Genomic DNA, 22,331 nt, shown 5'->3' with positions numbered 1-22,331 from the left:
AAACAACAGCATAAAATGATTCGATTATTCCTAAAAACAGCGCTGAGAAATTTGAAGCGCAGTCCCTTAAACACAACAATAAATATTTTGGGATTAGCATTGGGGTTTACTGTTGCCCTGATAAGTACATTATGGGTACTGAAACAATTTTCTTTTGATAAGCATTACAGCAATTATCAACATATTTATCAGGTCATGATGACCGGGACTTTCAATGATGAGAAATCTACTGATCGCTCCACCCCTATTCCTTTGGTCAAAACGATCGCGTCTGATTTCAAAAATGAAATGCAAGATGCAGCACTGATCACGAATATGGAAAGCAATAATCTTAAGGTAGGTGATAAGAAGCTTAATGCACCGGGGTTTTACGCCATGGGAAAATTTGCCGAATTATTTTCTCTCGAATCTGTACAAGGAAATAGTACCACACCGAGCAATCCATCGACCATCATAATTTCAGAATCCTTAGCAAAACGACTGTTCGATAAGGTAGAGATCATCGGGAAAACAATTCAATTGAATGGCAAAGAACAGTATACTGTTCAAGGTGTTTATAAAGATATTCCTGACAACAACACTTTTTATGGCTTAGATTATGTATTGCCCTTTGTCGATTATATTGCAAAAGACCAAGGTATTGAAGAAAGCTGGTCCAGCTGCTATTTCAGCACTTTCGCCAAAATCGACAATGATGCCTTTGTTCCCGCTTTGGAAAATAAACTAACCAATATCATCAACAAAAAACTGACGGATATAAAACCTGAGATCCTGTTACATCCGATGTCCAAATGGCATTTATATGATTCGTTCAAGAATGGAAAGAACGTAGGCGGACAGATTCAATATGTATGGATGTTTGTTTGGATAAGCGTATTCATCATTTTATTGGCCAGTATCAATTTTATTAACCTGAGTACGGCGAGAAGCTTAAAAAGAGGAAAAGAAATCGGGGTTTTAAAATCTGTTGGCGTCAATCGCCGGCAGCTTATTGCTGGCTTTCTTGTGGAATCCATCCTCGCAGTAGCCTGCGCATTTTTGTTAGCTGTTCTATTCGCGACATTGCTTTTGCCTTGGGTCAAAACGATTACACATACGACACTGCATATCCCTTTTACCGATATTCGTTTCTATGGCTACTCCTTAGTAGGAATAGGCGTTATAGGTCTTTTAGCAGGCATGTACCCGGCGTTATTTTTATCGGCATTTAATCCTATTCTTGCCCTTAAAGGTAAAATCAACAGCCGAAAAGGCGGATCAAGAAGTAGAAAGGCAATGGTCATCGTGCAATTTGCTATTTCTATTTTTCTGATGATATCCACTTATCTGGTGATTCAGCAACTGCATTACACAAAGGATCGTCCAATAGGTTATAAAAGTTCAAATTTGATAAACATTACTTCATCCAATTCAACTATCGTCAAAAACTTTGATGTACTTCGAAAAGAGCTGATCGGTCAGCGCCTTGTGGCAGATGCCGCCCTTTCTTCCAACTTTGTGAACCACCTATCCTTAACAGGTGGTGGCTTTAATTGGCAAGGTAATGATTCCAAAGACGGTGCGATCATGGGGATCTTCACCGTAGATGAAAACTTCGCGAATACTGTACAGTGGAATTTTATAAAAGGACGCAATTTCTCAAAAGATTTCAAAACAGATTCAACTGCTGTTATTCTGAACGAAGCGGCGGCCAAATTTATGGGGGTTACCGATCTAAACAGCAAACAGCTTTCACGTGCCGGTATCAATTACCACATCTTGGGTATTATTCAAAATACGCTTTCCGAATCTCCTTTCAAATCCATTACACCGACGGCTTATTTTCTAAAATTTTTACCAAAGAATAAAATAACGCTTCAACTGGATGAAAATCAAGACCTCAAACAAAACCTAAAAGCGATTTCCACAGCGTTCAATCGCATAGACCCTGATCTTATTTTTGATTATACATTTACGGATCAGGAATATGCCAAAGAGTTTCAACAGATGGAAATGATCAAGAGCTTGACCAGTTTATTTACAGGGTTGGCCATACTCATTTCATGTCTTGGTCTCTACGCGCTGGTTTCCTTTCTTACGGAGCAACGAGAAAAAGAAATCGGCATTCGTAAAGTATTGGGTGCGTCAGAACTTGGCTTGTGGCGGCTACTTTCCACAGAATACATTTGGCTCACAGGCATTGGCTTTTTAGTCGCAGCCCCTTTAGCCTATCTCCTCATGGAATCATGGCTCGAAGACTATGTCTACCGCATATCAATTACATGGACGGTCTTTGCTATCACAGGCTTAACCGCGCTAATCATCACCTTATTAACCGTTAGTTACCAAGCGATTAAAGCAACATTAGCAAATCCTGTAAAAACCTTAAGAAGCGAATAAGACCAATTTGTTCGGGGACGGACACTATACTGTCCGTTTCCGAACATTTAAAACCACCATAAAAACACACCAAAAACTTAAAAATCAATACATTATATTTATGGCAAACGAATTGAACTACTTGGCTTTGCTATTTTTCGAATAACGGAGCCTTCTACTAAAGCGAGCTAAGTGACAAGAATATAGCCTAATTAACAGTCTAAATGCTCATAACCATGTTAAAGAACTATTTTAAAATTGCTTGGCGGAATATCAGAAAAAACAAAGGTTTTTCTCTTTTAAATATGTTTGGCCTCAGCATCGGAATAACATGTTTTCTATTGTTGGCAGCGTACATCTATCATGAATCCAGTTATGAGCGTTTCCTTCCCAATGCAGACCGTCTAGCTTATATTAGCCTCACTTATAAAGCACCCAATAGCACGGAAGAAGTAAATTCTGCGGTAACACCAACAGGTTTAGCTCCTGCTTTACAAGCTGAATTTCCGGATGTAGAACAGGCAACCAGATTCTACAGCTATTCCAAAGGCGGTAAAATAGAATCCAAAGAGGCACTAATAACTGAAAAAGGCCTACTTTATGCTGACCAAAATGTTTTTAAAACTTTAGGTTATACCTTTCTCGAAGGTGATTCACGATCAGCCTTAGCAGAACCAAATCAGATTGTCTTAACAAAAAAGCTCGCGGCGAAATATTTCCCCAATCAGTCGGCCATCGGTCAGACACTATCCATTGACAAAGTCAACTGGAAAATCACAGGTATCATTGCAGACCTGCCCACAAATACACAGTTGAACTTCTCTGCACTCCTTTCCAATAAAGGATTAGAACGCTACAAAGAAATGGCTTGGTCATCTGCAAATGATATAACTATAGCGCTCCTCAAAAACAAAGATCAGTTCGGTTCGATCCAACAGAAATTGGACCAAATGACAAAATCAAAATTCGCCGAAGCAACAAAACAGGGCTATCAATTTCGATTTATCCTAGAAAAGCTGACCGATATCCATCTTCACTCCAAAGCAGCAGGTACAGGAAACATTACTTATATCTATATTTTACTGGCGTTAGGTGCTGCGCTTATTATTTTAACCTGCATCAATTTTACAAATTTGGTATTAGCGCATGCGCTTGAACGCAAGAAAGAAATCGGTGTCAAGAAAGTTCTGGGTGCAGCAAAGAAAACGATATTCTTTCAGTTCTTTTTTGAATGTAGCCTCATGGTTTTTCTAGCCGTTGCTTTTAGTCTTCTGACTACAGTACTTTTGTTACCCGTATTCAGTTCATTTATGGGTACCGAAATGAAATTAACCGTATGGACAGACCCTCGGTTTTATACGATTTTACTTGTTTTCATAGCCTTGTTGACGCTTCTGTCGGGTGGCTGGCCTGCCTATTCAATTGCTAGTTCAAAACCTATTTCCATTTTTAAGCGGAAACTAACTGAAAAACGACATGGTATATCATTAAGCAAGGTGCTCGTTACTTTTCAATTCAGTATCTCTATATTTTTTATTATCTGCACCTTATTTGCGGGTAGACAGATGGATTTTATCCAGTCTAAAAACACTGGATTGGATCGCTCTGATATGCTGGTCATTGATGGCCGAGGATGGCAAGATAAAGAAAGGCAGCTATTAAAAGAAAAGCTAATGCAGCTCAATAGTGTCCAGGGCGTTACTGCTTCGTATGACAATCCTGTCAATATCCAAGGAGGCTACAGCATTAGGGAGGTCGAAGGCCAACCCAATGATTTTGATATGGATGTCACTGCAATTCCGATTGAAAAAGATTTCGTATCCGTTTTTCATATTCCATCTGTCGCCGGCGCACCGTTGTCAGATGCGGACATTTTGCGCGCGCAAGACACTATTTCACCAGAATATGGGTTTGTAGTGAATACACTTGCGGCATCCGCCATGGGTTTTACTCCTGAACAGGCTATTGGAAAGAAAATCAATTTGAACGGACGTAAGGGCAGTATCAAACAAGTTGTGGCGAGTTTTAACTTTGCATCATTACACAACGAAGTCAAACCAATTGTACTTTTTCCAGAATATGATTATTTCGGCAATATTTTCATTCGACTCAATCCGACGTCGCCGGTAAAAGATGTTCTTGCGCAGATCAAAGCTGTTATAAAAGATATTGATTCAAAAAACAGTTTTGAATATCACTTTCTCAATGATGATTATAACAAGTTATATCTCAAAGATCAGCAAACAACACGGGTAATGCAGTTATTTTCCATCATTACAATTGCTATCGCCTGTATGGGACTATTTGCACTATCAGCGTATGCTGTGCAACAACGCTTTAAAGAGATTGGTATCCGTAAAGTATTAGGTGCTTCAACGATCAAGATTGTCAACATATTGAGTGTTGACTTTATGGCCCTGGTCCTGTGTGCTGTATTGATCAGTGTACCCTTAGGCTGGTATGCCATGCACCGATGGGTAGAGAATTTTGCTTACCACATCACGCTAGACTGGTGGGTATTTATTGTGGCGGCGATAAGTGCATTATTGGTATCATTTATCACCATTAGTTTTCAAACCATAAAGGCTGCGATTCTAAACCCGGTTGATAGTTTAAGAGATGAGTAATTGTTTTAGTAGCTAATAAAAATAAAGACACCTGATAAATAACAAGCTGGACCTTTAAAATTCAAGTTTTTTCTATTTATCGATACCTAATACGACAGATATGCTTAAAAATTACATCAAAATAGCATGGCGGAACCTATGGAAAAGCAAGGGGTACTCTGCGATTAATATTATTGGACTCTCTATCGGATTGGCAGCAGTACTGATCATCGGTATATGGATAAAAAATCAATTGCAATTCGACAATTTTTACAGCAATAAGGAAAGCATATATAAACTTTGGAACAAATATGAAGATCAGCAAAAAATCTACGTAAACGATATCACTTCGGCACCGGCATGTCAGGCTCTGCTAGCAGATTACCCCGAGGTTGAACGCGCTGCGCGGATGTATTGGAGCAGTACCGCCCTGATGTCTTTTGGCGATAAGAAGATTAAATCCAAGGGAAATGAAGTCGATCCAGCATTTATTGAATTATTTGATTTCAAACTTCTTAAAGGGAATAGCAAGAAGGCTCTAAAAGATACAAAAGATATCGTCCTGACGGAAAGTCTTGCTAACAACATATTTGGCAAAACTGATCCAATAGATAAAACGATTCTTCTCGACAATAAAGAACTGTATAGGGTATCGGCAATTATGCAGGATCTCCCCAGTAACACAAGTTTCGACTTTACCTATCTGATACCTTTAGAAAAAGCCGAAACCTATTCATCTGGCTGGGGTTCAAACACTTTCTATACTTATATCAAGCTAAAAGAAGGAACCGATGTTGATCTTTTTAATAAAAAGCTAAATAATATAATCAACAAAAAAACAAACCATGAAATAAAAGGCTCCATGTTCCTCTATCCAATGTCCAAAATGCATCTGTATTCAAAATTTGAGCAGGGTATTGCTGTTGGCGGAAAAATAGATCAAGTTAAATTGGTGGCGGGAATAGGTTTATTAATATTATTGATCGCCTGTATCAATTTTATCAACCTCAGTACAGCCCGCAGCCAAAAAAGAGCAAAAGAAGTTGCAGTAAGAAAAGTTGTAGGAGCCCAACGCTTCCATTTAATCATACAATTTCTTTCCGAATCTTTATTGTTAACCTTTATTTCAGGTACATGTGCTATCGTATTGACAATACTGACTCTTCCACTATTTAACCAGGTTTTAGATAAAGCATTAATCTTTTCATTTTCAGATTCATCGATCTGGTTTTCCCTGATTGGTTTTATTTTCCTTACAGGGATACTTGCAGGACTATACCCTGCTTTCGTGCTCTCTTCTTTTAAACCGATAAAATCGCTCAAAATATTTGGACGGACAAACAAGTTTTCCCTGAATTTTCGAGAATTACTGGTTGTATTTCAATTTGGTATTGCTATTATACTGATTATAGCAACCATTATCGTACGCAAGCAAATAGAATATGCCAGCCAGCGTGAAATAGGCTATGAAAATTCACAACTTATCGAAGTACCCATTGAAGGCGGTATGGAAAAGAATTATGAGGCTATTAAGTCGGAGCTGATCACTGCTAACATTGCCGAAGCTGTTACTCGTACGGGCTGGTCAATTACTAAAAATGGAGCCAGTTCCGGAGGTAGTTTCCTATGGCCTGGAGCTAACCCAGAACAAGCAAAGAAAATGGGTTTTGAACTTGGACGCACTGAAAGTGACCTTGTTAAAACTCTTGGATTAAAGCTCATTGCTGGTCGAGACATCGATTATGGCAGGCTACCGGGAGATAGTGCTTCTGTACTAGTTAATGAAGCTGCTGTCAAAGAAATGAAACTGGAAAATCCAATAGGAAGCTATCTCAAATGGGGCGATAAAACTTATACTATCGTTGGTGTAATCAATGATTATATTACGGGGTCACCTTATAGTCCAATAACCCCCTTACTGATTTATCCTTCAAAAAATTGGATGTTGAATATGGTTATACGCACCAGTCCAAACAGAGCGATGGAAATGAACCTAAAGCAAATTGAGGAAATTATTAAAAAGTTCAATCCGGCCTACCCCTTCGAGTACCAGTTTGTGGATCAGAAATTTGCAGCTAAATTCAAAGATCAGCAACAGACAGCTCAACTCGCATTCATTTTTTCAGGATTGGCTATTTTCATCTCTTGCCTGGGGCTATTTGGTCTTGCTTCTTATATTGCTGAATTAAAGACCAAAGAAATTGGCATTCGTAAGGTACTCGGCGCTTCGGTAACTGGAATTACCGCAATGTTATCGAAAGATTTTGTTAAGCTTGTCATTATTTCCATTCTAATTGCTTCGCCAATAGCTTGGTGGGCAATGAACAAATGGCTACAGGACTTTTCTTATCGGATTGAAATACAATGGTGGTTTTTTGCACTAGCAGGAATTTCCGCCTTATTCGTAGCTTTCTTTACAGTAAGTACACAAGCCATAAAAGCTGCCAATAGTAATCCCGTAAAGACATTGAGAGACGAATAAGCGCAAAAATTAAGTACGTAAAGCAAAAAATAGAGCGACAGTTGGTTCGCTTCAATCGAACAAAGCGCTGCAAAACGAAAAATTAAAACCATGATAAGGAACTATATCAAAATCGCGTGGCGTCACTTATGGAAGAACAAAGGATATTCCTTTATCAATATTCTGGGCTTAGCTTTAGGTATGGGGATTTCGTTGATAATCGCCCTTTGGATCAACTCAGAAATAAGATTTGACCGCTTTTACACCAACACAGACCGCCTATATCAAGTCTATACAAGCGATGTATTTGATGGCAGTCACCATACCTGGGGAAATACACCACATGTACTAGGCCCGTTCTTAAAGCAGGAACACCCTGAGATAGAACAGGTGGTGCGCACGTGGAAGATTGACCATCGTATCCATCATGATGCCGAACCAAGCTTAAGTGCCTCAGGTGTCGCTGTAGATTCTGCTTTTTTAAAACTTTTTGATTTCAAAATTCTAGCCGGAAACTCAGATTCTCCCTTGTCCCGTCCGGATGCTTTGGTGCTAACTGCATCTACTGCAAAAAAATTATTCGGTAAGCTTGATGTCATTGGACGCCGAGTCGAAATGGATACCACTGTTTCCTTAACTGTCGAAGCAATTATTGAGGATATTCCCTCCAACTCCAAATTCTACGGAAATGACTTCCTCTGTTCATTGGATTACCGGGCCAAAACAGGCATGACTTTTAGTGATTCGTGGACAGCCTATAACCATGAAACTTACGCTCTTCTAAAAGAAAGGGCAACAGTGGACGCTGTCAACAGGAACATCGAAAACATGGTTTCCAAACACACCAACAGGACCACAAAAGCGACCATATATCTCTATCCAGCTAGCCGTTGGCATCTTTACAATAAATCGGTCAACGGACAAATGGTCGCAGGTAATATTACCACGCTACAGTTATTTGGACTGATCGGAATATTTATCCTCCTAATAGCTTGTATCAACTTTATAAACTTAAGCACCGCAGGAGCCGAAAGACGTGCCAAGGAAATAGGCTTACGTAAAGTAGTGGGTGCGCCTAGAAAATCGCTCATTCAACAATTTCTATTAGAATCGTTTATTTTAACCTTTCTGGCCGGAGTCTTGGCGCTATTATTTATTCTCTTGGCGCTTCCGTCTTTCAATAAGCTTATCAGCGGACATCTTGTAATCATGGATCATCCGCTGTTTTTCTCCTGCCTATTCCTCGCCATTATCTTCTTTTGTTCGCTCTGCGCGGGATTGTATCCTGCTTTTGTATTATCGGCTTTTGATCCAGTAAAAACCTTAAAAGGAAATGTCTTACCATCTAAATCAGGCCTTCAACCCAGAAAAATACTCGTTACTTTGCAGTTCACTATATCGATAGGTCTAGGTATATGTACATTTATAATCGGTCAACAGATACGCTTTGGGGAGCATCGAGATAGCGGATACGACCGTAACAACTTGATATATGTACCACTTCAGGGAAATTTAAATAAAAACTATGAGGCTTTAAGGAATGAAGTATTCCAACAAAATATTGCCAGTAGTATGACCAAATCCTGGGGGCGCATCAGTCGTTCGGGAAGTAATAGCTGGGGATACTCCTGGCCCAATGACCGGCCAGAAGACTATGACGTCGTATTCAACAATATGGCGACAGACTGTGATTTCATCAAGACAATGGGGATCAAATTAGTACAAGGACGGGATATCGATATTTATACACACCCCTCTGATTCCAATGCGTTGCTACTGAACCAGGCTGCTGTTGCTAAGATGCGATTGTCCTATCCCATCGGCACACCAGTTACGGTATCCAAAGGTACGGCATACCAACGTACCTATCATGTAGTAGGGGTTATCGAAGATTTTGTGCTGCAATCTCCTTATCAAGATATCGAACCTATGATGATCCAAGGCCCTATGGGTTATGCCGATTATTTTCATATCCGGTTAAATACTGCTAAAGGCCTATTGGCGAATATAGAAGGTATCCAATCCCTGATCAAAAAGTATAATCCAGATTATCCCATAGATATTCGTTTTATTGATGACGATTATGCTTTAAAATTTGCCGGTCAAAAACGCACAATGACGCTGACAGGTTTATTTTCAGGACTCGCAATCCTGATAGCATCTATGGGTTTATTGGGACTAGTCTCTTTTGCAACGATCCAGAAACAAAAAGAAATCGGTATCCGAAAAGTACTTGGCGCCTCTGTATTCGGAATTATTACATTATTGTCCCGAGGCTTTATTATACTGATAGGTATTGCACTGCTCGTCGCCTCTCCTATCGCTTGGTGGATTATGAATCAATGGCTGGCAGACTACGTACATCGCGTAGATATACAGTGGTGGATATTTGCATTGGCGGGCTCATTAGCGATAATGATTGCTTTACTTACAGTCAGTACAATGGCTGTTAAAGCAGCAAGAGCCAATCCTGTCAAAAGTCTACGGGACGAATAAAGAATCTTATAACTATCATAGATAACAGCTAATATAATTATGATAAGGAACTATATCAAAATCGCGTGGCGCAACCTGGTGAAAAACAAATCCTTCTCCCTGATTAACATCATCGGATTGGCGATCGGTATGGCCGGAGCATTACTTATAGCACTTTGGTTGCAGAACATGTTAACCATGGACCGCTTTCATGAGAAGGGTGATCGCCTGCACGTATTGAGTAATCGTGACGAATTTCAAGGCGAAAAATCAGCCTGGGCCTATACACCTAAAATACTAGCGCCCTCATTGGCTGCAGATTTTCCAGATATCGAAGCTTTTACCAGATATAATGAGGGATCGCAATTTTTAACAACTTTCAATGAAAAGAAACTGATCGCAAATACTGTTTTCATCGATCCTGATTTTTTCAAAATGTTTTCTTTGCCTTTTGTGAAAGGAGAACAGAATGTGAGATTTGATCATCCCAAAGGTCTTGTGCTTACGGAAAGTTACGCAAAAGCGCTGTTTGGAAATGAAGATCCCATTGGAAAATCAGTTCGGATAGACTCGGTTAATCAAGTCACCGTGCAAGCTATACTTAAAGATCTTCCGAGTAATTCAAGTTTCAAATTTGACATCCTCCTCCCATTTGAATATGCAAAAATAATCGGTTACGTAGACGATAACTGGAGCAATAATTCAATAACTACTTATGTCCTGTTAAAAGAAGGTGCTTCAGTCAACGCATTTAACGACAAAATCAGAACCTATCTGAGAGATCATATCAATACGAGTAATAAAGCTGCCGGTTATACTTCTGCAAGAAATACGGGTGAGATTTTTGCCTTCCCCTATCCAGATTCTTTCCTTTACAATAGCGGAAAAGGAGGAAATTATACTTCCGGACGTATCGATATCGTCAAGCTATTTGCTTGGATTGGTGTATTTATTTTATTGGTGGCAAGCATCAATTTTATGAATTTGAGTACGGCACGTTCCGAACGCCGTGCAAAAGAAGTTGGTGTCCGCAAAGTAATTGGGGCAAATAAGACAAGCCTAATGGCGCAGTTCCTGGTTGAAAGCATATTAATTAGCCTGATCGGCATGGTACTCGCAACTATACTTGTTTTTATGGTCCTGCCATTTTTTAACGAGCTTGTGGGAAAACAGCTTAGCCTATCGTTATTAAACTTACCAACCTGGCTTTTTTTAATTGGTTTTGCCTTATTTACGGGTGTGTTAGCGGGTACCTACCCGGCCTTTTTCCTTTCTTCATTTCAGCCTATCAAGACCTTGAAAGGGAAATTTGTTTCTAAAACAAGAGGCCTTAGTATTCGCTCGCTCTTAGTCGTCATTCAATTTAGTCTCGCTATTATATTGATTATCGCAACAGTCATTGTCGCGAAACAAATCCAACATACCAAACAGCGCGACCGAGGTTACAATGAAAATGGGCTACTTTATAGCAGTATCCAAGGTGACCTCGAGAAGAATTACAAAATTCTTAGAAATGAATTGTTAGCCAGCAACGCAGTTGTTTCTGTTTCGAAAAACATGTCGCCGGTAACCGATTTCTATAGCAATGGCTGGGGATTTACCTCCGGCACACCAACGGAACAGGACAAACGCATTTCCTATAACCGTTTTAGTACCGATGCCGATGCTGTAAAGAACCTTGGTTTGACATTGATCCAAGGCCGCGACATCGATATCTATAAATTTGCTACAGACAGTACTGCCTTGATTTTAAATGAATCCGCAGTAAAAAGTTTGCACCTCAAAAACCCGGTCAATAGCATTGTGGATGGCGATGGAACAAAATGGACCGTAGTTGGAGTGGTCAAAGATTTCATTATGGGATCGCCATTTGGAGACAATAAACCTATGGTGATATTAGGACCACAAGCCTGGTTTACAACGATCCATTATCGTTTAAATCCAAACAATGACATCGCAGACAACTTAAAAACGATTGAGTCAATCTTTAAAAAGTTCAACCCAGACTACCCTTTTGAATATCAATTCATTGACAAGACCTACGAAGAAAAATTTAAGGAGACAAAAGCTATAGGTACACTGGCCATGATCTTTGCTGGATTGACGATCTTTATTTCCTGTCTGGGTTTACTGGCATTAATCGCCTATATGGCCGAAACGCGCATGAAAGAAATTGCTGTCCGCAAAGTTCTTGGAGCAAGTGTCACCCAAGTAACCTCTTTGCTTTCGATCGATTTTATTAAGCTTGTTGTGGTCGCAATTTTTATCGCCACACCTATCGCTTGGTGGGCCATGGATAAATGGTTACAAGATTACAGTTATCGAATTGAGATACAGTGGTATTATTTTGTCATTGCTGGACTATTGGCTATTCTGATCAGTATGGCCACGATAAGCTATCAAGCAATTAAGGCTGCATTAGGCAACCCTGTTGACAGTTTACGCGATGAGTAGCCCAAAGTTTAACAACATTGTTTCGTATAGTTTTAAACCATAAAGAAAGGCATGAATTCATTCAAACTTACTTTTCGCAGCCTCATTAGCAACCGACAATATACCTGGATCAATATCTTGGGCTTAAGTATTGGTTTTTCCTTGTGCCTTCTCGTATTTGCTCTTGTCATTGAAGAAAATTCGTATGACAAAAGCTGGAGAAATGCGGATCATCTCTTTCGGATTGTGACCATAGATTCAACGGCTGGCCTTGAACGCCAAATGTCCAGAACATTCGTTAATTTAAGTACGGAACTCAAACAAGTATTTCCGGAGATTCAAAATGAGGCTCGGATAGAATCCAGAAAATATTATTTAAAACCGCATGCAAGCTCAGCACAGTCCATAGGCATACAAGTTTTGGAGTCGGAAATAAATATCTTGGATATGTTGAGCATCAAGGTTCTCGAAGGCAATCCCAAACAGCTGGTCCAAGGAAAAACAAACTTGCTCATCGGCAAAGAATTCAAAGAAAAGTACTTTAAGAACGAAAATGTCATCGGCAAAGTCATCCAAAGTGCCGACCCCTATACCGATAAGCCATCCGATTATATCATTACGGGTGTTATGGATAATCTTCCCTATAATTCAACGCTCAGAGCTTCCGCCATTGCTTTAGTTCCCAAAATATCGATGGAATTAAGCAAAGATGGCTCAGGCTACTACACCGAACAATTTGTACAGCTAAAACCCGGGACACCAAGAATAGATCTCGAGCAGAAACTAAATCATTGGTATAAAGGGTACCTCAGTCCTAACACAAAACATGTGACTTCCTTTCGCCTACAGCCTATTCAGGATATATATATGGAGCCATTAGGCAGTGCAGATATCAGCGGCAACCAAAAAACAACAAACATATTTGTGGGTGTTGCCGTTTTGGTCTTTATTATTTCCTGCATCAATTTTATTAATATTTACGCTGTAAGAACAGTTAAAAAATTAAGAGCACTTCATATACATAAAGTATTGGGGGCCAGCCGATCCCAGATGATCAGACGAATGCTGATAGAAACAATCCTACTGTTTTTTATTTCTGCATTATGCAGTTTGGTACTCTTTAGACTTGGATTGTCCCAACTGGAGCACTTTATAGGCTATGATCTCGCTTATATTAAATCCATACAGCTCCCGTTGCTATTGGCATTTATCATGACTGCAATTGCCCTTGGCCTGCTAATTGGTTTTTATCCAGCATGGCTGATCTCCGGTATTAAGAGTTCAGATGCCTTAAAAAATAAGCTATCAAAAATTCCCCATGCAGAAGTCTTTATCAAAAAAATGCTTATCACAACACAGTTCAGCATTGCCATTATCGTCATCATTGGCCTTATAACAATCAAGTCCCAACTCAGCTATATGCAAGCAGCTCCCTTGGGAATGGAAGTCAAAAATGTGCTAAACATTGATTATTTCAACAAGGGTACACAAAATACAAATATAAAAGATCGCATTGGTCAACTTACCGGGGTTGAATCGGTCAGCGTCGCTGCCTGGACGCCGACAATCGGGTCAGGCTACCTTGCCAAGACAATCGTTGACAAGGACGATCCAGGGAAAAATATCCAAGTCAGTTTCATCGGTGGCGATGTCGATTTGTCCAAAACTTTGGGAATCCAGTTGGTTAAAGGTCGATTATTGACTCCTGAAGATTATACGCATGTTGAAATGGATCTGGGAGAAGACGAAGGTATCAATAATGCCCTTGTGACCGAAAGTACGGCAAAAAAGCTTGGGATAGACAAACTCGGTATCCTGTATAAAGACCTTCAAATTATCCCCGTCGGAATCATTAAAGATTTCCATAGTGAGTCTTTTCGTAGCAAAATAGTACCAACAGTAATTTTGGCAAAAGATTTTAACGGAAGCGGCAATATGCTGATAAAAGTAGGGAAAGGACAAGAACAACAAATCTTTCGATCGGTATCTCAAATTATACAAAATACCTATCCTGATAAACACGTTTCCTTCCATTGGATAGATGATTTGATTGCAAAACAATATGAAAAAGAGAGCAAGCAAGTGCAATTGTTTATCCTATTCAGTGCATTGACATTGTTGATCTCCGCCTTAGGAATCACAGGATTGATTATGCAAAATCTCGAACAGCGTACTAAAGAGATTGGCATACGCAAAGTCCTAGGTGCAACAGTGCTCGACATATCACGTCTCTTTTCAAAAGATTATCTCATCTTATCCACCTTGGCTATTTTTATTGCCAGTCCAATAGCGGGGTATTTTTCAAAAAAATGGCTCGAAGATTATGCGTACAATGTGGGCGTACAATGGTGGTTCTTTATCCTTGCCGCGCTTGCCATCTTTTTAATCAGCATCATTACTGTCAATTTCCAAACAATACGTGCCGCACTAAACAATCCAGTAGATAGCTTACGAAACGAGTAAATATTCATTTATAGTAATAGAGGGGGCCTCAATATGATCAAGAATAATTTAAAAATAGCATGGAGAAATTTAACCCGCAATTTCTCCACTTCGTTTATCAACATCGTTGGGTTGGCCATGGGAATTGCAACCTGCCTGCTGATCAGCTTATATGTGACCGATGAATTTAGTTTTGATCGTTACAACGAGCATGCAGACCGTATTGTACGTGTTGTTTTCAGAGGAACAGTAAAGGGCGGAACGATCAATGAGGCACATGTGATGCCACCAGTAGCTTCGACTATGAAGTCAGAGCTGCCCGAAGTTGAAGAAACTGCACGACTACGAATCGGTGGATCCCCCCTATTTGTCGTCAATAATAAAGTATTTCACGAAGAAAAAATGGCTTTCGTGGATGCTTCTTTCTTCAAAATTTTCACGCTCCCTTTTATTAAAGGGAATTTGTCTACAGCTATTTCTTCCCCAAATTCTGCAGTGATTTCAGAATCCACCGCCTTAAAATACTTCGGCACAAACGATGTTGTCGGTCGAGACCTCATCATCAAAGACAGTCCAAATATCCTCAAAATCACTGGCGTAATCAAAGATGTCCCTCAAAACTCCCATTTTCATTTTGATGTATTTACCTCTTTGGATGCACTGGAAGATTCACGATCAGATTCGTGGATGACCTCCGAATATTATACTTATGCGCTGCTTTCGAAAAATGCATCACGTGAAAAGCTCGAAAAAAACTTAGCCACGCTATTCGACAAACATGTTGCCACACAATTTATGGCAGGTTTTGGCATGAGTTACCAAGAATACAAGAAAACGGGAAATAAGATTGGTCTTTACCTACAGCCGCTCACAGATATCCATCTATATTCGAATTTCAACTACGACTCAGCGCTTCGGGGGATATACGTTACGCTTATATTTTTAGTGCTATTGCACTCTTTATGCTATTGATTGCTACAATTAATTTCATGAATTTATCTACAGCCAGTGGCTTTAGGCGGTGTAAAGAAGTAGGTGTACGAAAAGTATTGGGTGCTGACAAACAAAACCTGATGCGACAATTTATGCTGGAGGGCGTCCTCCTGACTTATATTTCCTTGGGAATAGCTTTGGGAATTGTTTTACTTGCCCTTCCTCTATTTAATCAGATTTCAGGAAAAGAGATTGAAATCCAAAAACTTGACGCTTTTAAAATTATCCCCTTCCTGCTGACTTTTGGTTTAGTCGTCGGTCTATTTTCCAGCAGCTATCCCGCGTTATATTTATCCTCATTTAATCCGCTCCGTGTATTAAAAGGAAAAATAAGTCGTTCGACTAAAGGCCTTAATTTGCGCAGTGGGCTTGTTGTATTTCAATTCATCATTTCCGTCGGACTTATCTTTGGAACCGTGGTGGTTGTTCAGCAGCTGGATTATATGCGTCATATTAAACTTGGATACAACAAGGATAATGTCCTTATTATACCGAGCTGGCCTTTGGGGAAAAACGAAAAGACATATTATAATTTATTGATGCAAGATAGCAGAATCAAGCATGTCTCTCATTCGTCCTATCTCCCTGCCGGAGAAAGTAACAACAACAATTTTTTCATCTATCCAGATGGCAATACTGATCAATGGGTCAAAACGATTCGTTACGATATAGATGAAGAATATATTCCGGTTATGGGGATGCAGCTTAAAGAAGGACGAAATTTCGCAAAAACATTTGGTAATGACAGCCTTTCTGTCATCATCAATGAAACCGCGGCAAAAGATCTAGGTTGGAACAATCATAGCCTTGGTAAAATATTGACCAATAAAGACAACAAAAGCTATCGTGTTATTGGTGTCGTTAAGGATTTCCATTTTCGCTCTTTACATGAGCAGATCTCCCCGCTTGTGATGGTTCTTAGCGATCAAGCCGGGAGTTTGATTCTCAAAACCCAAACAGCCGATATGGAGAAGCTCATTCAAAAATTAGCCTCTCTCTATCGATCCTTTCCAACAGACATTCCATTCAGCTATTCCTTTCTGGATGACCGATACGCACAGACCTACCAAGCAGAAGTGAAAACGGGTAAATTACTGAGCATCTTTGCGGGACTGACTATTTTTGTGGCCTGCCTTGGTTTATTCGGCTTGGCTATTTTCACCGCCAATCAACGCAGAAAAGAAATAGGGATCCGAAAAGTTGTTGGAGCTACAGTTCCCGACATCACGCGTATGCTTTCCTCGGAGTTCGTCAAACTCGTGCTAATAGCCATTATCATTTCTTCTCCCCTAGCTTGGTGGATGATGCACAAATGGTTAGAGAATTTTGCGTACCGTATTGAGATGCAATGGTGGATGTTTGTACTAGCAGGAGCACTAGCCGTTTTTATTGCTTTAATTACTGTAAGTTCACAAGCGATACGAGCGGCCCTAACAAAGCCTGTTGACAGTCTACGTGATGAATAAAAAACGTTTATAATTATCGATACAATAACCTCAAACAATGATTCAGCTATATTTTAAATCAGCTTTAAGACAATTATTTAAACACGGCTACTATACAATGCTGACGATTTTCGGGCTAGGGTTAGCCATGGCCTGTAGTTTGTTTATCTACATCTACAATAGTTTCCAATTGAGCTTTGATCAGTTTCACGTCGATAAAGATCGAACCTTTTTAGTCGTACAAGATTTAAAATTGGACAAGATAGAACACAGCAAAGGGGGCGCTTATGCCATGTATGACGCCATATCTCGTGAAATTCCTCAAGTAGAAAAAACAGCATTATATATCGATAATAAAAATCTTACGCTACGTATAGAGGATCAATTATATCAGACAGCAGGCAAAGCGTCATTTACTTCCTCCAGCTATTTCAACATATTAAATTTCCCTTGGATACAAGGCAAACCGGAGGAACTGGATCAACCCAATACGGTAGCCTTGACTAAAAGTATTTCAAAAATTTATTTTAAAGATGAAAACCCTATTGGAAAAATAATTTTAGTAGATGGCAAATTCCCCATAAAAGTCATCGGTATCATCGATGACAGCAAGAAAAATTCCGATTTTCGTTCGGATATCTATATATCGTTAAATTCACTGACAAATTTATGGCAGATTCCCAAAGATGATGGATTCTTTCTCAATTGGGGCTATACTAATTCAAGTAACAACATCATACTAAGACTAAAACATACATCCGATCAGGCTGCTGTGGAGAAAAGTATACAAAAGCTAATCACGAAATATTGGGACAAGGATGTACTTCAATACTTTCATTATAAGCTACTGCCACTACCCCATTTTCATTTTGACGCGGATTATGGCAAAGGGACCCAACGAACCTTATTGAACATCTTAGTTGTTATCGCCGTGGGCATTGGTGTTATGGCATTTATCAACTATAGTAATATCGTATTTGCCCAACAAATGAACCGGAGCGTAGAAATGGGGGTCAGAAAAATACTAGGGAGTTCCAAGCAGCAACTGTATTACCAGTTTCTGATCGAAACCTTGCTGTTGACAGCGTGCTCAGTCTTATTTGCGTTAGTACTATTGGGTCTTTCCATCTCCTGGGCCAATCAATACCTATTTGAAGATGAGCCCGTGCAAATTATCAACCTGTATTCATTTTTGGGTACAATTGGAATACTTTGGGCCGCTACCGCACTAGTCACCTCTGTTTACCCGCTGATCTTTGTAAATCGAATGAAAATCCAGCAAGCCTTAAAAAAGTTGACCATAGGCCCATGGAGCTTAACCAGAAAATCTTTTATTGTCGTACAGAATGTAATCGCCATGATTCTTCTGATTGCCACGTTCGTTATTGTCTTACAGGTAAACCATCTCAAGCAGACCGATATTGGCTTTAATCGTGAACAAGTGGTTCTCTTTCCCATGACGAATAACATGCTGAAATCAAAAGAGAAAATTGTACATTTCCTTCGTGATCGAACGGAAGTGCAATCATTTACTTTCTGCGACAATCCGCCATCACACGAAAAAGTATGGGGTGGAACTTTTCAATTTGATAACAGATCAGAATGGGAAAAATGGCCTGCTAAGTATGCAATCGGCGATTCAACCTATATCAGGACCTTTCATATCAAATTATTGGCCGGACGGAATTTTGATGACAATCCACAAAATCCAGAGTTTTTAGTCAATCGGCAGATGGCTACTACATTGGGATTTAAAAACCCCAATGATATCCTTGGTCGAAATTTGAATGCTGGCGGGCTCAATGAAGAGCACATCGGAAAAATTGTAGGTGTGGTTGCAGATTTTAGCACCAATTCGCTCAACGAGCCTATATCCCCTACCGTAATTGGCTACAATGAAAGCCGATTAAAGAACCTGGCCGTTAAGTTTAAGGGACATAAGCAAGATATATTATTGAAAACGCTAGCGCTACAATGGAAAAACTGGTATCCTGATGAAGTTTTCCAATATAAGTTTTACGATCAGCAAATTGCTAACCTTTATAAAAAAGAAGCGTTGGTTGAAAAACTTATCTGGATTGCGGCTATTGTATCGCTATGTATCAGCTCACTTGGTTTTTTAGGTTTGCTGTCCATCAATATCCTCAAACGCACAAAAGAAATTGGCATACGAAAAGTACTTGGCGCTTCCGTTTCAGGTATTGTCATTTTGCTATCTCAGGACTTTTTCAAGTGGATGGCTATTGCCTTCACCATTGCCACTCCTGTAGCATATTATCTCATGGAGCACTGGTTAACTAATTTCCCATTCCGAATAGAAATTAGCTGGTGGATCTTTTTCCTTGCTTTCTGCACTGGATTAATCTTGACGTTATTGGTCATTGCACTGCAATCCATCAAGGCTGCAATAGCAAATCCGGTCCATAGTTTACGGAACGAATGATTGACTGCTTCGGCATGGAAGAGGATCTCCAGCTACAGGCATCCGCCGAGCTGGAGATTGAATGCTGTACAATATTGAACGGCAAACTGTCCGATATCGAACAGCATTCAGCAGCACATCAGCAATAAAAAAACTAACTATCAACAACATACAGACTTGGCCAAACATTTGTATTTTTAGTTTTCTATGTCGAGGCCCCATTATACAAACAGCTTCATGAACGGAATAAATTCTTAGTATAAGACAATGAACTTTACAAACTTCAAAATTGCTTGGCGAAATATCGGAAAGAAAAAAGTGCAAAATCTGATCAATCTAATTGGATTGACCTGCGGTATTACTTTTCTACTACTTGTTGGCGCCTATGTATGGGATGTACACCAAGTGAATAGCAATATCAAAAATATTGATCGGCAATTTTTGTTGCAAAGCAAGTATAAGAAAGAAGGATTTGGTATTAACTTAACCACGTTAGGGGCGCTCCCCAAAGCCTTATATGAGGAGTATCCTAATCTCGTCTCTAATTATTATCGGATTGATGGATTGACAGGTATCGTAGCAAACGGAGCAACAATCCATGAAGAAGGGATGTCTCTCGGAGATCCTAGTCTATTGACGATGTTCGGATTCCATATTCTAGCGGGTAACGCCAATACTGCCCTGAATAATCCTTTCTCAGTTGTCATCAGTGACAAAGCAGCCATAAAATATTTCGGCCATGCGGATGTACTTGGAAAATCGCTACAAATAAAAAATTTCAAGGGTGAAAAACACGATTTTGAAATTACAGCAATCATCAAATCCGATGTCCAAAATGCCATTATGGATCTCACAAAGAATATGCATGCAGACATATTTTTACCGATCATCAACGAGCAATTCTTTGGCCGATCTATAGACAATTGGAATAATCCATATATTGCCGGCTATATTGAATTGAAGCCAGGTGTCAGCTCGGAACAAGTAGATGCTGCCATAGAGACGCTGGTAGGCAAAAATACAGATAAGGAATTTTCCAGCCAATATAGCCCTAGTTTAAAACCATTGAAAACCTATTATTTGGACGACAACCAGGGGGCTGTTCGCAAAATGATACAGACATTGATCTTGACGGCTATTTTTATCTTGACCATGGCCATTATAAATTTTATTAATTTTAGTATCGCTCAGCATATTACGCGATTAAAGGAAATGGGTGTTCGCAAGATGATGGGATCGTCTCGGGTGCAGCTTATTAGACAACTGATGACCGAATATATCCTGATCGTGGCCATAGCAACATTAATCAGTCTGCCAATCTATATCGTGACAAGCCCAATCTTCGAACATATCTTGATGCGCAAGCTCCCTACGTTAATGGAATTGCCGATTTATTTTTTTGGTCTACTGGGTATAATGACATTATTAATTGGTTTACTGGCGGGTCTATATCCAGCAATCAAGCTTTCCAATATAGCGGTACTTCCGGCAGTCAAAAATCAGTTTTCGACCTTGGGCGGCAAACAGCTGGTACGAAAAATTCTTTTGTTTTTTCAATTTGGGGTAGCCTTGCTGCTGCTGGCCTGCACACTAATTATTTCCAAACAGGTGGACCTATTTCTCCATAGCAATCTAGGTTACAACAAGGACTACTTATTAACCGTTCAAGTACCTAGAGATTGGTCCGAAAATGGTGTTCGCAAAATGGAGACTTTACAACATGAACTCAGCCAGCAACCAGAAGTAAAATCTGTAAGCTTATCTTATGAAACACCTGGATTACTGGGATTCAATATGCAATCTGCATTTGGTACGGTTGAAAACAAAGAAATCCAGGTACAACGGATTACAAGTGATAGTCACTTTTTGGGAACCTATGAGATACCGCTAATTGCGGGAACTTTTCTTCCTAAAAACTATGCTACTCATGCGGATAATAGACCAGTCGTCATCAACAGAAAGGCTATGGATGATTTTGGCTTTAAAAATGCCGAGCAGGCGATTGGTCAGCAAATAGCAATCAATGATCCTAGTTACAAAATGACTATTGTGGGCGTTGCTGAAAATTTTGTAGCCAACACACTTCATCAGGCATCCCCGCCTATTATCTGGATAGATGTACATGAGAGCCTTCAATACCGATACCTCAGTATTCGCTTACAAAAAGGCTCTCTTTCCAATGCAGTACAACAACTGGAAAAAAAGTGGAAAACGTTGCTACCTGATGCACCGTTCGAGTATAAGTTTATGGATGAACGTATCAAAAGTTTATATGAAACTGAGTTGCAGCTGCATCGCGCTTCCCAGATTGCTACGGTTGTTTCGCTACTGATCGTGGCATTGGGACTTACCGGATTAATATCGCTTTCCATCCATCTGCGCAATAAAGAAGTTGGCATTCGTAAAGTACTTGGGGCTTCACTAGCACATTTGATGTTACTCTTTTCAAAAGAGTACTACGGAATCTTCCTATTTGCTGCATTTACGACAGTTCCACTGAGCTATCTATTGATGCAATACTGGCTACAAAATTACATTATCCGAGTAGAAATCAATGCATTTACCTACTTGTTACCATTGGGCACGTTGATTGGTTTGCTGAGTTTATTGGTTGGTATTATTGTATTTCGATCAACTCGGTTTAATCCAGTTGAAAAATTAAGAGATGAATAATCTAAGAAACCAATCCACATAAA

The 22,331-nt window shown here is 39.7% G+C and carries 10 protein-coding genes; all 10 read left to right on the top strand.

Annotated features, from left to right (window positions below; translation table 11 throughout):
* The first annotated feature begins 15 nt into the window (after positions 1–15).
* The 10 genes from BV902_RS05940 to BV902_RS05900 all read left to right on the top strand — a co-directional run bounded on the left by BV902_RS05940 (position 16) and on the right by BV902_RS05900 (position 22,308).
* On the top strand, positions 16–2,379 hold the full coding sequence (locus BV902_RS05940; RefSeq protein ID WP_075991161.1) for an FtsX-like permease family protein: 2,364 nt from the start codon (positions 16–18) through the stop codon (positions 2,377–2,379).
* Between the two features lie 215 nt (positions 2,380–2,594).
* On the top strand, positions 2,595–4,985 hold the full coding sequence (locus BV902_RS05935) for an ABC transporter permease (RefSeq protein WP_075991160.1): 2,391 nt from the start codon (positions 2,595–2,597) through the stop codon (positions 4,983–4,985).
* 100 nt (positions 4,986–5,085) lie between these two features.
* Positions 5,086–7,446, top strand: coding sequence for an ABC transporter permease (locus BV902_RS05930; RefSeq protein ID WP_075991159.1), 2,361 nt, complete (start codon positions 5,086–5,088; stop codon positions 7,444–7,446).
* Positions 7,447–7,536: 90 nt separating this feature from the next.
* On the top strand, positions 7,537–9,921 hold the full coding sequence (locus BV902_RS05925) for an ABC transporter permease (RefSeq protein ID WP_075991158.1): 2,385 nt from the start codon (positions 7,537–7,539) through the stop codon (positions 9,919–9,921).
* 39 nt (positions 9,922–9,960) lie between these two features.
* Complete coding sequence (locus tag BV902_RS05920) at positions 9,961–12,354, top strand: ABC transporter permease (protein ID WP_075991157.1); 2,394 nt, start codon at positions 9,961–9,963, stop codon at positions 12,352–12,354.
* A 51-nt stretch (positions 12,355–12,405) separates the two neighbouring features.
* Positions 12,406–14,796 carry an ABC transporter permease gene (locus tag BV902_RS05915; RefSeq protein ID WP_075991156.1) on the top strand — a complete coding sequence of 797 codons (2,391 nt, stop codon included), beginning with the start codon at positions 12,406–12,408 and terminating at the stop codon, positions 14,794–14,796.
* Positions 14,797–14,829: 33 nt separating this feature from the next.
* Positions 14,830–15,747 (top strand): ABC transporter permease, encoded by a 918-nt coding sequence (locus tag BV902_RS27655; protein ID WP_216640436.1) that lies wholly within the window; start codon positions 14,830–14,832, stop codon positions 15,745–15,747.
* 17 nt (positions 15,748–15,764) lie between these two features.
* On the top strand, positions 15,765–17,234 hold the full coding sequence (locus BV902_RS27650) for an ABC transporter permease (RefSeq protein ID WP_216640435.1): 1,470 nt from the start codon (positions 15,765–15,767) through the stop codon (positions 17,232–17,234).
* A gap of 97 nt (positions 17,235–17,331) precedes the next feature.
* Complete coding sequence (locus BV902_RS05905; RefSeq protein WP_172840647.1) at positions 17,332–19,656, top strand: ABC transporter permease; 2,325 nt, start codon at positions 17,332–17,334, stop codon at positions 19,654–19,656.
* Positions 19,657–19,902: 246 nt separating this feature from the next.
* Positions 19,903–22,308 carry an ABC transporter permease gene (locus tag BV902_RS05900; protein WP_075991154.1) on the top strand — a complete coding sequence of 802 codons (2,406 nt, stop codon included), beginning with the start codon at positions 19,903–19,905 and terminating at the stop codon, positions 22,306–22,308.
* Positions 22,309–22,331 lie beyond the last annotated feature (23 nt).

This window comes from Sphingobacterium sp. B29, from assembly GCF_001952815.1.
Classification (GTDB): Bacteria; Bacteroidota; Bacteroidia; order Sphingobacteriales; family Sphingobacteriaceae; genus Sphingobacterium; species Sphingobacterium siyangense.
Note: the sequence above shows the minus strand (reverse complement) of the source record. Positions and strands in the feature narration are given on the sequence as shown.

What these genes read in the sequence shown, in the direction of transcription:
- BV902_RS05935 (WP_075991160.1), top strand. Translation starts at nt 2,595, where the DNA reads ATGTTAAAGAACTATTTTAAAATTGCTTGGCGGAATATCAGAAAAAAC.
- BV902_RS27655 (WP_216640436.1), top strand. Translation starts at nt 14,830, where the DNA reads ATGATCAAGAATAATTTAAAAATAGCATGGAGAAATTTAACCCGCAAT.
- BV902_RS05925 (WP_075991158.1), top strand. Translation starts at nt 7,537, where the DNA reads ATGATAAGGAACTATATCAAAATCGCGTGGCGTCACTTATGGAAGAAC.
- BV902_RS05920 (WP_075991157.1), top strand. Translation starts at nt 9,961, where the DNA reads ATGATAAGGAACTATATCAAAATCGCGTGGCGCAACCTGGTGAAAAAC.
- BV902_RS05940 (WP_075991161.1), top strand. Translation starts at nt 16, where the DNA reads ATGATTCGATTATTCCTAAAAACAGCGCTGAGAAATTTGAAGCGCAGT.
- BV902_RS27650 (WP_216640435.1), top strand. Translation starts at nt 15,765, where the DNA reads ATGAATTTATCTACAGCCAGTGGCTTTAGGCGGTGTAAAGAAGTAGGT.
- BV902_RS05905 (WP_172840647.1), top strand. Translation starts at nt 17,332, where the DNA reads ATGCTGACGATTTTCGGGCTAGGGTTAGCCATGGCCTGTAGTTTGTTT.
- BV902_RS05915 (WP_075991156.1), top strand. Translation starts at nt 12,406, where the DNA reads ATGAATTCATTCAAACTTACTTTTCGCAGCCTCATTAGCAACCGACAA.
- BV902_RS05900 (WP_075991154.1), top strand. Translation starts at nt 19,903, where the DNA reads ATGAACTTTACAAACTTCAAAATTGCTTGGCGAAATATCGGAAAGAAA.
- BV902_RS05930 (WP_075991159.1), top strand. Translation starts at nt 5,086, where the DNA reads ATGCTTAAAAATTACATCAAAATAGCATGGCGGAACCTATGGAAAAGC.